The sequence below is a fragment of the Paenibacillus aurantius genome (genome assembly GCF_032268605.1).
GTDB classification, from domain to species: Bacteria; Bacillota; Bacilli; order Paenibacillales; family NBRC-103111; genus Paenibacillus_AO; species Paenibacillus_AO aurantius.
Map to the genome: position 1 here is coordinate 5,900,213 of NZ_CP130318.1, position 15,095 is coordinate 5,915,307.

The window sequence follows — 15,095 nt, forward strand, 5'->3', positions numbered from 1 at the left end:
TGGTCAACATCATGTTGAAATACCCACTGCTGTTTCTGGTCATTGCGATCATCGCAGGGATTTTCGGATTTGCGGGAATTGTGAGTGCGGCCGCAGGAATTGCGAAAGTGCTGTTCTTTATCTTCATCGTTCTGTTCATCGTCTCGTTCTTCATGGGCCGAGGAAGCAAATCGAACGTATAGCCGGACTGCTGACGAAAGCTCAGCGATCTTGAAGGGAAGCCTACCCGGCTTCCTTTTTTGCCGTTCTCGCCGCTTTGGGCAAGGAAGACGGGAAAACCGGGAAATAAATCGAGTCTAACGGCCTGTCTTGCATCTGTTTCATACGGACCGGTAAGGGATAAGGTATACGTGTGACCTAGTTAACCCGCGAAGGGAGGAATGGACATGCCTTGGAAAGACGGGGATTACCCTCCTTCCATGAAGAACCTGGAGCCCCGCGTTCGCCGAAAGGCCGTGGAGATCGCCAATGCCCTGCTTGAGGAAGGCTATGAGGAGGGCCGGGCCATCGCCATCGGTACCGCAAAAGCGGAGGAATGGGATGATCATCATCCGGCCGATCATTCGGGAAGCCACAAGAAGAAATAACCGCCGCTGCCGCATAATTTAACGAAAACCTGCCATACTAACCGTAACTTGGGAAGGGAGCGATTAAAGAATGGGATCGAGCAGCACGTCGGACAAACAAACGATGCCACCCCAGCACCAGAATCAGCAGCCGGGGATTGAAAGCGAAATGACGCCTAAGCCGAAGGCCGTCGATCGCAAATATAAAGGCAGCGGGAAGCTGCAGGGCAAGGTAGCCATCATTACAGGAGGAGACAGCGGGATCGGCCGGGCGGCCGCCGTTTGTTATGCCGCGGAAGGCGCCAAGGTCGTCATCGTCTACTTGAGCGAGGACAAGGATGCCCAGGAGGCCAAACGGCTCGTGGAAGCCGAAGGCGGCGAATGCCTGCTCATCGCCGGAGACATCGGAGACGAGAAATTCTGCCAGGATGTCGTCAAGCAGACGGTAGACAAGTTCGGCAAGCTGGACATTCTTGTCAACAACGCAGCCGAGCAGCATCCACAGAAATCGATCGAGGACATCTCCCAGGAGCAGCTCGAGAAAACGTTCCGCACGAACATCTTCTCCATGTTCTACCTGACCAAAGCGGCGGTGCCGCATCTGAAGGAAGGCTCGGCGATCATCAACACCACGTCGATCACCGCTTATCGCGGGAGCCCCGAGCTTCTGGACTATTCGTCGACCAAAGGAGCCATCGTGGCCTTCACCCGTTCCCTGTCCGGGAACCTGGTGGACAAAGGCATCCGCGTCAACGGCGTAGCCCCCGGTCCGATCTGGACCCCGCTCATCCCGTCGACCTTCGATGCGGAGAAAACCTCCCAGCACGGGGCGTCGGCTCCGATGAAGCGGCCCGGCCAGCCCGAGGAGCTGGGTCCGGCGTATGTCTTCCTGGCGTCCGACGACTCTTCCTACATGTCCGGCCAGATTCTGCACATCAACGGCGGCGAAGTCGTGAACGGGTAATCGCCCGGCTCTAGCTGAACATTAGTTGCGGATAAGGCACCAAGGGCACCTTCGGCTTCGACCGGGGGTGTTTTTTCTTAGCAAAAAGTAAACCAGGGAGAGGGTTCTTGCGTATAACCATAGAGAGATGGGTATTATGAACTAAGCACAAGGAACTACCTGGATAGGAGGTCTCTCTATGAAAGAAACCGAGCATCAAGAGCAGCTGAGAATCCGTCTTTACTCCCTGGCCGCCCGTTGTGTCCATTTGCGCAACCGGTACGGAAGCACTTCGGAGGACTACCTCAAGGCGTGTGCGGAGAGGGAAGAGGCGCGAGAGGCATATATGCAAAGCCTCTCCTCTACCCAAGGCGGGACCGGGGGCACCCGCCCCTAATGCGCCCGGCCGGGCGGCAGGCCACCCTTTTTGAAACCAAGACGGCCCGTTTGTCGTACCTGTTAAGGAGGATACGGAAAGCTCGTATAATAACGGACAAACTATTCAGGAGGTCACATGGAACCGGAACCCAGGCAGGACTCATTTCTATCTCTACTTAAGAAAGGAAACAAAGCCTCAGCGGCAGCTATGGTCGGGAACCTGATCATCGCCATCGTCAAAGGCGTCGCCGCGGCGTTGAGCGGAAGCGGAGCGATGTTCGCTTCGACTATGCATTCGATTGCCGATGCCGTTAACCAGGGCTTCGTTTTCGGAGGAAGCGTGCTGGCCGAGAAGCAGCCGACCCGGCGGTTTCCGACCGGCTTCGGCCGGGTCGTGAACATATTTTGCATGGTGGCCGTCATGGTAGTGGCCATTATGGCCTATGAAACGGTCAAGGAAGGCTGGAACCTGCTGCAGCACCCGGCGGAAGCCCACGGTTTCTGGCTGAATTCCATCGTTCTTCTGTTCTCCATCGCCGTGGACGGCTTCGTCCTCATCAAGGCGATGAAAGGCATTCTGGAGGAAACCCGCGTTTCCGCCCAAGGCTTTGGGATCATCCCCGCCGCAGTTAGCCACGTCGGCCGGGCGGCTCCCGCCACCCGCCTGGTGTTCTATGAGGATATCGTGGCTACTTTGGGCTCCACCCTTGCTCTGATTGCCGTCGTGGTCACGTCCTTCACGGCATTTAAAGCCCTGGACGGGGTGATGACCATCCTGATCGGCTTCCTCATGGTAGGCGTGGCCTTTCGCGTCGGCTTCGACAACATGGTCGGGCTGATCGGAGTCGCCGCTCCCCGTGTTATTGAGGAGAAAGTGGGAGAGCTCATTCTGTCCGATCCGGACGTCACGGACATTAACCAGATCCGCATCACCCAGGAGGGCCGTTACTACCATATCGACGGCCTGATCGAGCTGCGCAAAGGCTTGACGCTTGCCCTGGCGGACGACATCAAGTTCCGCGTGCGGGACAAGCTCCTCTCCGATCCGGATATTACCGATGTCACCTTGGGCATTATCGAAGACAACGGCGTCCCCGACTGGACCCCGGAGAGGCTGGAAGAATTGCCCGATTAACCGGTGGAACGGTATCCGGCCTTTTCTTCCCGCCGGCCTTACCCAAAGACCCGGCTTTCGCCGAGCGTACAAAAGTCCCTCCCCGCCGCCTGCTGGCGGCCGGAGGGACTTTTTCTTGGGGCGGGCTGAGTATAGTTGCTCCAGGCTGGGTAAAAACTAAGTAAGGCCAGGAAAGGTGGTGGAGAAGAATGCTCGACTGGATCAGACGGATCAATCTAATCTGGGTGTTCGTCCTCTTATTCGGATTTCATGGACTGTTATATTATTACCTCGGAACGGCCAATTGGCTTACCGTGACCTTGTTGGCTACCGCTGTCGACACAGCCGTGGTCGCCGCTCTTCAATATCTGCTTCTATCCGCCTCGCGGAGAAAAGAAAAAGGCGAGTAAGCTTCCGACCGGGAAACTCCCTGTTACCGGAGAAAGAGGCGTGCCTGCTTCAAGCGGGAACGCCTTTTTGCTATGTAAGGCACTTGAGGTTTCTCCGCTCGAACTATAACGGTTAGCGCGTCAGGGGATGTACTGCTGCACGATGCGGACGACCTTCCCGTTCTTAACGGTAAGGTGATAAGGATACTCCTTGGCCAGGGGGTCCTCCCCAAGCAAAGTCCGGAAGACGGAAAGCGGCTGCCGCGTGTTCCAGTGGAGGTCATCGGTCCATTTTCCGCTGCGGTCATAGGTCTGCATCCATACCTGTACGTTCGCCGCCACCTCCAGCGTCCGGAGCTTCGGATTCACGTTGCGGATATAATAGCCGCTCGGAGCATAATCGAGCCCGGCGTCCGGCTCGTCCACGCGGAAGGCTTGGTCGGCCTCCTCCCCTTCGAACCATTGAATGTAATCCGCCGTGATATAGGTATGGCCCTGCTTGGTAAAGAGCTGCCGGATGTAGGACGGATGAGTATCCGGGCTCTTCGGCACGGGAGTATACCCGCCTTCTTCGGCACCGGCCGAACCGGTTCCTCCCCATAGAGCTGCCACTAGAACGATAAGTCCCCCTATCTTCTTCATCGTTTTCCTTCCTTTCGGCTGATGGTCCGTCTGTTTCCGCTGTTGGTTTCTTTATCATATAGGCTGGATGTAAAAAGGACCACGGACAAAAGAAGGGGAACTCCCCCGTCTTAAGGCGGAGCCCCCCTTCCTCCGTCATGTCGCAAATCATCGAACCTTGCCGGAGCGCGCTCTTACGGGGCAAAGTTTCCTTTCAATGCCTAGAAAGGAGGAGCGTTCACGAACACCCGGGGCTCTTCGCTCTCCAGAAAGTCATACCAGCGCTGACGGAACCTCACCTGCGGCCCGTCGGCCGGCACGTGAGCCTCCAGGCGGAGGGCATCGGGAATAGGACGGGGGTGCTGGCTCTCCACCACCGCCCGGTCCTCCTCCAGCACCCGGCTGCTGTACCGGGAAAAGAGGCGGCCCACCCCCGGGAGACGGGCAAAATTGCGCCCGGCCAGCCCGAAGATGGCCGTCATCTCTTTGTCCACGGGCGTAAACGTCACAAAATTGATAAAGCGCTTGGCCCCCGGCTTCGAGGGGGAAAGCAGCCACTGCTGGGGAAAGCGGTAATCGAGCCGGCCGGCCCCGTTCCAGATCGTGATGTCATCCCCTTCCGCCTGGAAGTCGATATGAATGGCTTTGCTCGAGTTGCGGCCTATCGTCTTCCGGTGGACGATCGGCACATGGGCCGTGTCGAGGACACTTTCGACGACTCGCGTCAGATGGGCGTTCCAGACGGCATCGTACCCCGCCATCGTGTATTGAGAATCCTCTACCTCAGGGTACAGCTCAAGCGGAGCCGGATCGGCGGTGAGGGTGCTCCGGTCCTCCGGATAAACCCAGATCAGGTCCGCCTTCTCCGTGACGGGATAGCCCTTGGTATGGGCAAATTCCGGAATGGCCCGGTCCGGGTGGGCGGGGATGTCCAGGCATTCGCCATCTCCCGCGAAGCACCAGGCGTGATAGGCGCAGCGCAGATTCTCCCCCTCCCCGTGTCCGAGCGACAAATCCGCCCCCCGGTGCGGGCAAAACGCATGAAGCGCGTGAACCTGGCCCGACTGTGAGCGATACAGCACCAGCTCCCGGCCGGCCAGCCTCCTGCGCACCGGCTTGCGGCCCGTTACCTCTTTCGCCCAGGCTACCGCGTACCAGGCGGAGGGGAAGACTTCATGGTCTTCTTCGCGGCTCTCTCGAAAATCATGCTTGCGGCTCATTCGCATAGCCTCCTTCGCATGGGTTAGGATCGGGGGCCGTACAACCCGGATTGGTTACCCGGCTCCCCGGTAAAGCTTACCTTCAGTTGCCCCGGTGAACCGGTTATCGCGCCAACCTCCTTCCACGGCTGGCTCAGGTTATCCGCAAGCCGGTCCCGGCGGAAGCGGTCAAGGGTGACGTCCATCGGCCGCTGCAGGATGAGGATCCGGCCCTCCTCCAGAGGAATGCCGTTCCTTACCGCCCAGTAGGTGACGAACCGGCTCATGTTCCGTTCTACCTGATCCAAGGGGAGCTCCGGCTTTACCGTTTCGAACGTCCAGAGCTCCCACAGCCGGCCGCTGTTGTAAGAGCCGGTGTACCCGTCCGGACGGATCGTCGGCAGCCTCAGGGGCTCCCGGCCCTCCCGTTCGAAGACGAGCATGGTCTGCACCCGGTAGTTCACAAAGTGCTCATCCATGAATACGCCGTGGCTGGTCCAGCCCGTCCAGGGGTACACGCGGGACTTGTAATACTCGGCTGTGTTCTCCAGCCGGTTGGCCAAGGCCCCGTCCCCGGTGACATAGGTTCGCAGCAGCGGACCGGCCGGCACGATGAGCACGAACGAGAGCAGCCAGGCGGTGAGCAGAACGCCAGCCGCCGGGCGGGCGAGGCGGCCCGGCCCCCGGTGCGGGGCCGGCTCCGCCGCCGGGGCGCCGGGCCGCGCCAAGCTGCACACGCCGTCGCGGCAGCCGCCCTCGCGGGCGCGCTTCTCGGCCACGGCGCCGTAGATGCGCTGCGCGACCGGGTGCACCGGCCAGACGCCGAGCAGCCAACCGAGAGGAGCGAGCCAGCCCGACGTCCGCAGGACCGCCGCATACGTATCCACTCCTTTGTGGATACGGCCCTGGCGGTCGACGGCGTAGATGTCGTGCAGGAGCTCCTCCTCGGGGATGGCGGCGAGCTGCGGCTCCTCGGCCGCGTGGTCCTGCAGCGGCTTCCAGGCGACGGCGCCGCGCAGGTCGAGCGCATCAAGGACGGCGACCGTCTGCCGGCACAGCGGGCAGAGACGGTCGTAGTACACGGTGAGCGAGACCGCCCGCGCGCGCCACAGCCGGGTGAACCGCTCGTAGGCGCCCGCCGGCACGAGGCCGAGGTACAGGGCGAGAACCAGGAGCGAGATGACCGGGATCGGGAAGACGAACATCACGCCGAGGTGAAAGAGTGCCCCCACCGCAAGCAGCGGCAGCCGGAGCCGGCGAACCGGATACAGGAAAAGAAACAGGCTTTCGAAAGCAAGCAGCGCATACCCGAGCGGCCTCACGAGCCACTCCTGGGACATCAGCCAGGATACGTTATGATACGCGTTAATCGGCAGCGTAGAAGGCGCCCAGACGCCGAGCCCAGACAGGTACATGGGGGAGGACAGCTTGAAAAAGGCCGAATCGAGATACATGAGGCCGATCGTCAAATAGAGAAAGACGGTATGGATTAGCCGGACGTCCACCGGCCCCGGGTCCTTTACTTTTTCCCGGGCTCGTCTGCGCCGCTCCATCAGCCGTTCCACGGACAGCACCCGGTCAGAGGGCATAAAGAGCAGCAGCAGCGACAGGGTTAGAATGAGGGAATCGCCCTGCCAGTCCTCTCCGTGCGGCAGCGCTCCGAAGCCGAGCACGATGACCGCCATGACATAGTGGACGACAGCCGCCAGGCGGGTGCGGTAGCCGGCCAGCAGGAACAGCACCGCCGCGAGCCAGATCAGAAGAAGCGGGCCGGACGGTATTGTGCTTTCGATCACGTAAGGCATCGGGTCGAACAGCAGGCGCCGGAACCGGTACATCTGCTCGATCTCTATAATCATGACCACCGAGAATCCTATTCGAAAAAGGGCCAGCGGAAGAGCGGGCACCCGGGTGTCCAACAAGCGGGCTAACCAACGGTTCACGGGAAATCCCTCCTCATGCCGGATGAGGGCATCGTTTACCTTGTCTTTACCCGCTACAAACATTAACCAAACTTTATACATTGCAACTCCGGAAGATCTGCACTCCCCGCATGAACAAGAAGATCGTCCCCGAAGTCTCCCGAATACAGCATTCTCTCTCCTTTGGGTCCATACAGCTCCAGGTGGAAGTACGGCAAAATATGGCCGTGATGGTCATGTTCATAAGCCATCATTACCCTCGCGGTTTCCTCGGTTACCGGGCATACCAGCTGCTCCATGCCGGGGTCCAGGCTTTTTCGCGAGCAGGCAAACCGTTCAAGCCTCCTCACCCCGTACGTGCTGGCTGCACAATACGGATTCCCCTCGTAGGCGTAATCGCCCGGCCAGTATGTAAGCTTGAGAAGCCGGCTGGCCGGAACAAAACGGCCTAGCAGTTGGTCCGCCAGAAGACGCTTGGCCTCGATGGACATGGCAGAATGCCAGACAACCCGATGGGTGTAACCCTTCATGAATACCCTCCCTGCCATCCAGTCTTTTCCTGTTTCTATTTTACGTTAGAGCATGCACCGGACAAACCCGCATTAAAAATCAATTATATTTTTGATTATAACAATCAATTGACAGTAACTATCATTTTATATAAACTTCCATTATCAAGCCGGTTACCGGCTGCGAAAGGTGGAACCTTCTATGTCAACCTCCGCATCCCGCAAGTGGTGGGTGCTCGGTGCTTTAAGCCTGGGTCTCTTTGCCGTTGGATTGGATACGACGATCCTGAATGTGGCCCTGCCCACCCTGGCCGCGGAATTATCGGCTTCCACGGGCCAGCTTCAGTGGATGGTCGACTCGTACAATTTGGCACTGGCGGCCGTTCTTCTTCCCGCCGGTATGCTGGGCGACCGGTTCGGCCGCAAGAAGCTGCTGCTCGCGGCCTTGGTACTGTTCGGAGCAGCCTCCGGAGCGTGCGCCTATGCCAGCACTCCGGAGGCCCTCATTGTCATGAGGGTCTTCCTCGGGATAGGTTCGGCTTTCCTCATTCCGCTCTCCATGTCCGTTCTGCCCGTTCTGTTCGAAGGCGCCGAACGGACGAAGGCCATGATGGTCTGGGCGACGGTCAACATGCTCGGGATTCCGCTCGGCCCCCTTCTCGGCGGCTGGCTATTGAAGCATTACGCCTGGGGCTCTGTCTTCCTCATCAACGTGCCTCTTGCGGCGGCGGCCGTCATCGCCGTAACGTTCCTCATGCCCGAATCCCGCTCCTCGGTCCACCGCCGGTTTGACCTTCCCGGCCTTGCGCTCTCCAGCCTCGGGTTAACGGTGATGACCTACGGGGTGATCCGCGGGGGCGAGCACGGGTGGTCCGATCCGGCCGCCTGGGCAGCTCTTGCCGGGGGAGCCGCCCTCCTTCTCGTCTTCGTCCTGTGGCAGCGCCGCATCTCCTACAGCCTGATCGACCTCCCGCTGTTCCGCTCGGCCAGCTTCACCTGGGGCACCGTGCTCGCCACGCTCGTATCCTTCGCCCTGTTCGGCCTGCTCTTCTCCATCCCGCAGTTCCTTCAGGCGGTGATTGGCGCCGATACGCTCGGCACGGGGCTGCGGCTCCTTCCGCTCATCCTCGGGCTCCTCGTCGGCGCCAAGGCCGCCCAGCGCCTGATGCCCGGAGCCGGCGCGAAGGCGGTGGCGGCCGCCGGCTTCGCGGTGCTCGCCGCTTCTCTCGCCGCCGGGGCCTTCACGACGCCGGATACCGGCTACGCCTTCACGGCCGCCTGGATGACAGCCGCCGGAGCCGGGCTCGGCCTCGCGCTGCCGACCTCGATGGACGCGGCGCTCGGGCAGCTGACCGCCGAACGAAGCGGAGTCGGCTCGGCGCTCATCATGGCCCTGCGCCAGGTCGGCGGCTCGTTCGGCGTAGCGCTGCTCGGAGCGGCGCTTAATGCCGGCTACCGCGCCCGGCTGGACACGTCCGGCCTGCCCGCTCCGGCAGCCGAAGCCGTGCGCCAGAGCGCGGCCGCCGGCGTCAGGACCGCCGAGCGCCTCTCCTCCGACACGCTGCTCGCCTCCGTCCGGGGCTCTTTCGTCCATGGCATGGATGTGACGCTCTGGATCGGAGCGGGGATAGCCGCCCTCGGCATGCTGCTGACGCTGGTCTTCCTGCCCCGCGCCGCAGCACAGCCTGCTTGTCCCCCTCCCCCAAAACCAGTAAACTGAAAAAAAACATCCCCTCCCTGCTAACCGAAACGAATGATACATCAGGCAGGGAGCGGATCGAGGAGGAATTGGGTCATGTCAAGAATCGCTATGGTGGAAGCGGCCTCGCCGATCGATTTACCGTCACCCTTGATCCGGGCGGATCTGGCCTGGGCTCTCTTTTGGCCGGAGACGCCCGCAGGGTCGCTTCCGAAAGGCGGAGGCCATGCCTTCATGCCCTTGTCCCGTTGGCTGTGGGAGTCACTCGGCCGCGTAACCGGCTTTCTGCGCACCGGCTCCGCCGAGACCGTATGGGTTTTGGCCCCGCCCTGCGAGCCGTCCGCCCGCGAGCTTCTGACTCGGCTGCTCTCCTTCTGGAGTGCGGAGGTCTACTGGGTACCTGAGGGCGATGCGCCCTGCACGGACTTTTCCGGATACGAGAACCGCTGGCTGCCTCCCGTACAGGATGTCTATGCGAAGCCGGAGGAGGGATCCGTCTGGGACAAAGCGGCTGAGAAGAGCGGGCAGGGCGAGGACCGGTACCTTATGCCAGCCCTCGGGGTGGGCCGGGTGGACATGAAGGTGCAGGTCGTTAACCCCGGGACCGCTTCGGTTGAGCTTCACAGCCACAGCACCCTGGACGAGTACTATTTGGTTCTGAGCGGCCGCGGCACCTTGCGTATGGCCTCTCACCGCATCCCCGTCGGACCGGGATCGCTCATTGCCAAGCCCAGCGGACCGGACTTAACCAGTCAAATCCTTGCGGATCAGAACGAGCCGGTGGTGGTGCTGGACATCGAAGCCTTCACCTCTCCTACCGGCCGCAAAGACGTCTGTGTGTGCCCGGATGAGAATTTAATGATTCTCCAAGGAGCCGGCTGGTGGTCCACGGTCCCTTTAACCAACATGGAGCCAATCGAGTAACAGAGGAACGCCGGGTGCCTTATCCGCACCTGAAATTCTGCTTTCCTATGGATTTTCTCGCGCATACAGCACTAGAATACCCGGCCTCCCTTGCCGAAAATGACCTCCGGTACGCGGACCGTGCCCGGCGTTGTCCCCCGCCTCCAAAAACGGTACACTGAAGAAAACACCGACAGCATCGGAGGAGAGCAAGTGAAGGCAGACGACACGCCCAAGGCCGGACTCCGCGAACGCAAGAAGCAGAAAACGAAAGCGGCTATCCAGCATCATGCCCTGAGGCTTTTTAAAGAGCAGGGCTACCAGCAGACGACCACCGAACAAATCGCCGAGGCGGCGGAGGTTTCCCCGAGCACCTTGTTCCGTTATTTCCCGACCAAGGAAGCCCTCGTGCTCGAGGATGACTTCGATCCCTATCTAATCGAGGCCTTCCGCTCCCAGCCACAGGAGCTTACTGCGGTTCAGGCCCTCCGGGAAACCATCCGGCAGGTCGCCTCCCTCGTTCCGGAGGAAGAACGCCTAAGCATCCGGGAACGGATGGACCTCTCGATGAGCGTGCCGGAATTGAAAGCGGCCGCCTTGAGCCATACCGTGTCCATGCTGGATTTCATCGCCCGGCTGATCGCCGAACGGGAGGGCAAGGGAGCAGGGGAGCCTTATGTTCTCGCTTCAGCGGGAGCCCTGATCGGCGTTATTCTCTCGGCCCACCAATACTCCGCCCAGCACCCGGGGGAAGATTTCCTCGAGGTCATCGACCGGCTGCTTGGGGCTATGGAGGAAGCCCCTCTCGGCTCCCGTCTCCGCTAGTTTTATCCGGCCCCTAAAAGGACGAAAACGGCAGCAAGCCGGGAGAGGCTTCCCTTCCCGGCTTGTTTGCTTTGGATTTCCGCAGGCTCCCTCCTCTCCCTTTCTCTTCTTCTCCAGCCCCTTCTCCTCCCCAGGCACTCCTCTTCTCGAACATTCTCTCGGCCCTCTCCCTTTTTTTCGCGCCAGTTCCAAACTTTATGGCCGCCTGCCTCGTGACAAGAGTACATACATGTGTGATAACCCATAAAGGAAGAGACGCTTATGATTCAGCTCAACCAATTATCCAAAAGCTACAAAACGAACGAATGGGCCTTGCGCAAGCTCGACCTCACCATTGGCAAAGGCATGTTCGGCCTCCTCGGACCGAACGGGGCGGGCAAAACTACTCTGATGCGCATTCTGGCCACCCTGCTGCGCCCCACGGAAGGAACGGGAACGGTCAACGGCCGTCCCCTGACGAAGCCGGAGGAGATCCGCGAGATTGTAGGCTATCTCCCGCAGTTCTTTCAGATCTACCCGCAGCTGACCGGACGGGAGTTTCTCGAGTATGCCGCCGTGATGAAAGGGATCGAAGACCGCAGGGAGCGGAAGCGGCAGATCGCCGAGCTGCTCGACAAGGTGAACCTGACCGACAAGGCGCATCGCAAAATCAAATCGTATTCCGGCGGCATGAAGCAGCGGCTCGGCATCGCCCAGGCCCTGCTCGGAAGCCCCGAGGTGATCATCGTGGACGAGCCGACCGCCGGTCTCGATCCGGAGGAGCGGGTCCGCTTCCGTCACCTCCTCGGCGAGCTGAGCCTGCAGCGCATCGTGATTCTCTCCACGCATATCGTGGCGGACATCGAGAGCTCCTGCCAGCAGGCCGCGGTCCTCTCCCGCGGCTCCCTCCGCTTCTGCGGCAGCCTGGAGGAGCTGCAGGCCCACGGGGAGAACCGCGTCTGGGAGGTGACGGTGAGCGAGCGGGAATTCGCCGGGCTGTCTCCGCTGCCCATTGTCGCCAGCCGCCGCACCGGAAGCGGAATCCATTGCCGGATCATCAGCTCCGAGGCTCCTGCGGCGGACGCCGTCACGGTCCCTCCGACGCTGGAGGACGGCTACCTCGCTCTGATCGGGGGGAACCGTCATGAGTAAAGGGCTGGCCCAATTCCGGCTGGAGCTCCGGCTCCTGGCCCGCAGCCGCTTCTGGCCGTGGCTTCCGCTTCTCTTTGGCGTGTGGATGGCTTTTTCCTTGAGCAAGCCCGCTCCCCCGGTCTCCCAAGACCTGTACCTGTACGCCTATGAGTTTCACAAACTCCAGCACACGCTCAGTCTCGGAGCGGCCATGCTCCTCGGCATCGTCCTGGTGAAGCGGGATCTCCGAAGCCCGGCGTACGAATGGACGGGGAGCTTTCCCGTCTCGAGCTTCATCCCATTCGGTGCCAAATTCGCCGCCGGCTTCCTCTACTTGAGCCTGTTTACCTTGGCCATGGATGCCGTATACGCCTGGTTCGCCTGGCGGCTCGACTATCCCGCCGGCTATCTGGTTCGGGAGCTGCTATTTTATACGGGCCAGTACGAATGGTCCTATGCCGTTACCCTTCTGCTCGCCATGGTCCTAGCCGCCGGCATTCCCGGCCGGACCGCTTACCTGATCGGCTTCTGTGCCTGGGTGTTCGGCACTTATTTTCTCGATGTTTTCGTCATCAGCCGCCAGCGGCTATTCGTTCTGAGAACCTTTCACTTGAGCCAGCTGCAGCTGAATACCTTCTATGAGAGTGAAGTGTGGGGGCCTTGGATCCAAGCCGGCGAACGGACCGCCTCCCGCTTGTTCGTGCTCGTCTTCCTGCTTCTGCTCGCGGCGGTCGGCATCGTCCTGCTGCAGAGGGCGCGTCCGAGCCGCTCGGCACGGGCCTGGGCGGCCGGAAGCCTCGTCCTGCTGCTGGCCTCCGCCGCGGCCTTCGTCCCGTATGGCCAGCTATGGGCTGCGCGATACAAGGCGCAGGCAGCTAAGCTGGAGGCGGCTCTCGATTATGCCGCCGATAACGGGACCCGTTCCTTCACGACCTTTGGGGTGAAGGAGTATCAGATTCAGGCCCGGCAGACGGACAGCGGAACCGTACGGTTCATGGCCTTGCTGCGCCTGCCGACGGAAGGGCTCCCCACCCAGGGCCCCCTGCCTTTTACGCTGAATCAGGCCTACACCGTCAAGCAGGTCAAATGGAACGGGAAGGAGATCCCCGTCTCGCGCCGGCACGACCTCCTGGTGATTGAGCCTTCCCGGCTCGATCCCGCTCTCGCGGAGCAGACCCTGGCCGTGGAATACGAAGGAGGAACCCCAGATTGGTACTACCAAGGGGAGACGGAGGTTATGGGTTCCTTCGTCAAGGACGAATATGTGCTGCTCCCCTCCTCCGAGGCCTGGTATCCTCTTCCCGGAGACGAGCCTCTGCATGTGCGGAACGGCCGGGAGCTTATTCAAGTAGGCGGAGGCAGGAAAAAGGGTTCCTCCGATTTCAACGTGACGCTGGAAGGCTTCAAGGGGCGGGTATATGGAACCCTGCCAGGGAAGGAACAGCCGGCCGGCCGGCAGGTCTACCAGGGCCGGAACGCCGACGGGCTTTCTCTCTACGGCGGCCAGCTCATCGAGGTGACCACTCCGGGTGAACCGCTCCAGGTCATTACCTCGCCAGGCAACCGGAAGGAAGCCCAGCGTTTTCTCGACGACATCGCCGCCGAGAAGCGGTATTACCGCACCTGGCTCCCCCTAGCCGAGGATACGCTTCAGCAGATCTTCTATTTTCCTACCGCCCACTGGGGCGAAGGGAACTATGCCAAACAGGAGCTGACGGGAAAAAGCACCGTGATCGGCGAGACGAAGAACCACAATCTGGATGACGTCCAGAAGACCGCGACCGTCCAGGCCGTGCTGTTTGGAGACGTGGATATTCACTCTTCCTTTACAGGAAGCGGCGAGAGGCCGCCGGGCGGGGGGCCCGTTTCCTGGGCGGCCGAGGTCCGCAAAGCGATCCGGTACCTGTACCTGCTCGACGGCAAGGGGCTGACGCCGGAACAGGTGGCTCAATCGGACGGCCTGGCGGCCATGCTCTATCTTCCCGAGCCGCTCGGGACGGACCCGAAGAACGGGAATACGCGTTATATCACGGAGGGCATTAACCGGGCGGTGGCCGAAGGCAAGGCGGACAAGGTCAAGGAGCTCCTGCGGAACTACTATGAGAAAGGGCTCGGGATTCGAGAATCCTCTGCCGACGGGGAGCCCGCCTATCCGGTCATTACCGCCGAGCAGTGGAACCGGGACTGGAAGCGGGTGGTGGGACCATGAGCCGCTGGCTGATCGAAATGAAGAACCTGCGGACGCCTCTTGTTCTCGTCCCGGCCGTATATTATATCCTGCTGCTCGTCTCTATCGCGCTGTCGGACCCCGGCCGCCCCCGGAATCTGTATAATTATAATGAATTGGCCTTCCTTCCCTTTGTGGTTATGCTCACGATTCTTATGGGAAGGGTGGAATTCGGAGGAAGAACGATGGAGATTATCTCCACCTACCCTCTCTCCTATACCAGGCTGCTGCTCCGCAAGATGGCCGCTGCCCTGGCCTCCGCCGTGCTGCTGCATGCCGGCCTTATGGGGGCTTACCGGCTCCGGTTTCATACGCTGGAGGCCCTGTATTACCCGTATAATGGAGCGTCCCCCGGTGCGGCCGATGCGGGCTGGCTGCCTCTTCTGCTGCAAGCCCTGCCCGCTTACCTGCTCCTCGCAGCGTTGACCATGCTCGGCATGACTCTGTCCCGGAAGCTGTACGGGGGACTCGCCGCCGGGTTCGGGCTGTGGATGCTAAGCGTACTCGCGCCGCCCGGGACTCTCGGCCCTTTCGTCCTGTTGACAGCGGGCCTTTCGGAGAACATGTCCTTCCCGGTTAACCGGCTCTGGCTTATAGGTGCGAGCATGGCGGCGGCGGCAGCGGCGGCCGTGATCCTTAACCGGCGAAGCCGCTGGGTGGTGGAAGGAGAGACGGAATAAAGGACAACGG

At 60.9% G+C, this 15,095-nt stretch carries 16 protein-coding genes; 12 read left to right on the top strand and 4 right to left on the bottom strand.

From position 1 onward, the window contains the following. Nucleotides 1-11: 11 nt before the first annotated feature. The 6 genes from MJA45_RS26730 to MJA45_RS26755 all read left to right on the top strand — a co-directional run bounded on the left by MJA45_RS26730 (nucleotide 12) and on the right by MJA45_RS26755 (nucleotide 3,411). On the top strand, nucleotides 12-182 hold the full coding sequence (locus MJA45_RS26730) for a DUF1328 domain-containing protein (RefSeq protein WP_315604929.1): 171 nt from the start codon (nucleotides 12-14) through the stop codon (nucleotides 180-182). Nucleotides 183-386: 204 nt separating this feature from the next. Then, a complete protein-coding gene (locus MJA45_RS26735) occupies nucleotides 387-587 on the top strand; it encodes a DUF2188 domain-containing protein (RefSeq protein WP_315604930.1) in 201 nt (66 codons plus the stop codon). A gap of 70 nt (nucleotides 588-657) precedes the next feature. Next, nucleotides 658-1,530, top strand: coding sequence for an SDR family oxidoreductase (locus tag MJA45_RS26740; RefSeq protein ID WP_315604931.1), 873 nt, complete (start codon nucleotides 658-660; stop codon nucleotides 1,528-1,530). Between the two features lie 178 nt (nucleotides 1,531-1,708). Then, nucleotides 1,709-1,906 (top strand): hypothetical protein, encoded by a 198-nt coding sequence (locus tag MJA45_RS26745; RefSeq protein WP_315604932.1) that lies wholly within the window; start codon nucleotides 1,709-1,711, stop codon nucleotides 1,904-1,906. A 117-nt stretch (nucleotides 1,907-2,023) separates the two neighbouring features. Next, a complete protein-coding gene (locus tag MJA45_RS26750; protein ID WP_315604933.1) occupies nucleotides 2,024-3,022 on the top strand; it encodes a cation diffusion facilitator family transporter in 999 nt (332 codons plus the stop codon). 188 nt (nucleotides 3,023-3,210) lie between these two features. Next, a complete protein-coding gene (locus MJA45_RS26755) occupies nucleotides 3,211-3,411 on the top strand; it encodes a hypothetical protein (protein WP_315604934.1) in 201 nt (66 codons plus the stop codon). 120 nt (nucleotides 3,412-3,531) lie between these two features. On the opposite strand, the gene MJA45_RS26760 is transcribed toward MJA45_RS26755, so the two are convergent. The 4 genes from MJA45_RS26760 to MJA45_RS26775 all read right to left on the bottom strand — a co-directional run bounded on the left by MJA45_RS26760 (nucleotide 3,532) and on the right by MJA45_RS26775 (nucleotide 7,662). Continuing rightward, the gene (locus tag MJA45_RS26760) at nucleotides 3,532-4,032 is read right to left on the bottom strand and encodes a hypothetical protein (protein ID WP_315604935.1); all 501 of its coding nucleotides are present in this window, start codon (nucleotides 4,030-4,032) and stop codon (nucleotides 3,532-3,534) included. A 200-nt stretch (nucleotides 4,033-4,232) separates the two neighbouring features. Further along, nucleotides 4,233-5,231, bottom strand: a complete 999-nt coding sequence (locus tag MJA45_RS26765; protein WP_315604936.1) for an aromatic ring-hydroxylating dioxygenase subunit alpha — start codon at nucleotides 5,229-5,231, stop codon at nucleotides 4,233-4,235. A gap of 23 nt (nucleotides 5,232-5,254) precedes the next feature. Then, entirely contained in the window at nucleotides 5,255-7,153 is a 1,899-nt protein-coding gene (locus MJA45_RS26770; protein ID WP_315604937.1) for a DCC1-like thiol-disulfide oxidoreductase family protein, read from the bottom strand. A gap of 62 nt (nucleotides 7,154-7,215) precedes the next feature. Further along, a complete protein-coding gene (locus tag MJA45_RS26775; protein ID WP_315604938.1) occupies nucleotides 7,216-7,662 on the bottom strand; it encodes a hypothetical protein in 447 nt (148 codons plus the stop codon). Nucleotides 7,663-7,843: 181 nt separating this feature from the next. On the opposite strand from MJA45_RS26775, the gene MJA45_RS26780 reads away from it, so the two are divergent. The 6 genes from MJA45_RS26780 to MJA45_RS26805 all read left to right on the top strand — a co-directional run bounded on the left by MJA45_RS26780 (nucleotide 7,844) and on the right by MJA45_RS26805 (nucleotide 15,085). Further along, on the top strand, nucleotides 7,844-9,361 hold the full coding sequence (locus MJA45_RS26780) for a DHA2 family efflux MFS transporter permease subunit (protein ID WP_315604939.1): 1,518 nt from the start codon (nucleotides 7,844-7,846) through the stop codon (nucleotides 9,359-9,361). A 75-nt stretch (nucleotides 9,362-9,436) separates the two neighbouring features. After that, nucleotides 9,437-10,264 carry a cupin domain-containing protein gene (locus MJA45_RS26785; protein WP_315604940.1) on the top strand — a complete coding sequence of 276 codons (828 nt, stop codon included), beginning with the start codon at nucleotides 9,437-9,439 and terminating at the stop codon, nucleotides 10,262-10,264. A gap of 192 nt (nucleotides 10,265-10,456) precedes the next feature. Next, nucleotides 10,457-11,068 carry a TetR/AcrR family transcriptional regulator gene (locus tag MJA45_RS26790; RefSeq protein ID WP_315604941.1) on the top strand — a complete coding sequence of 204 codons (612 nt, stop codon included), beginning with the start codon at nucleotides 10,457-10,459 and terminating at the stop codon, nucleotides 11,066-11,068. A gap of 261 nt (nucleotides 11,069-11,329) precedes the next feature. Beyond that, the gene (locus tag MJA45_RS26795; RefSeq protein WP_315604942.1) at nucleotides 11,330-12,199 is read left to right on the top strand and encodes an ABC transporter ATP-binding protein; all 870 of its coding nucleotides are present in this window, start codon (nucleotides 11,330-11,332) and stop codon (nucleotides 12,197-12,199) included. After that, a complete protein-coding gene (locus tag MJA45_RS26800) occupies nucleotides 12,192-14,387 on the top strand; it encodes a hypothetical protein (protein ID WP_315604943.1) in 2,196 nt (731 codons plus the stop codon). Before MJA45_RS26795 ends, MJA45_RS26800 begins: the two co-directional genes overlap by 8 nt. After that, nucleotides 14,384-15,085 (top strand): hypothetical protein, encoded by a 702-nt coding sequence (locus tag MJA45_RS26805; RefSeq protein WP_315604944.1) that lies wholly within the window; start codon nucleotides 14,384-14,386, stop codon nucleotides 15,083-15,085. Before MJA45_RS26800 ends, MJA45_RS26805 begins: the two co-directional genes overlap by 4 nt. The last annotated feature ends 10 nt before the right edge of the window (nucleotides 15,086-15,095 follow it).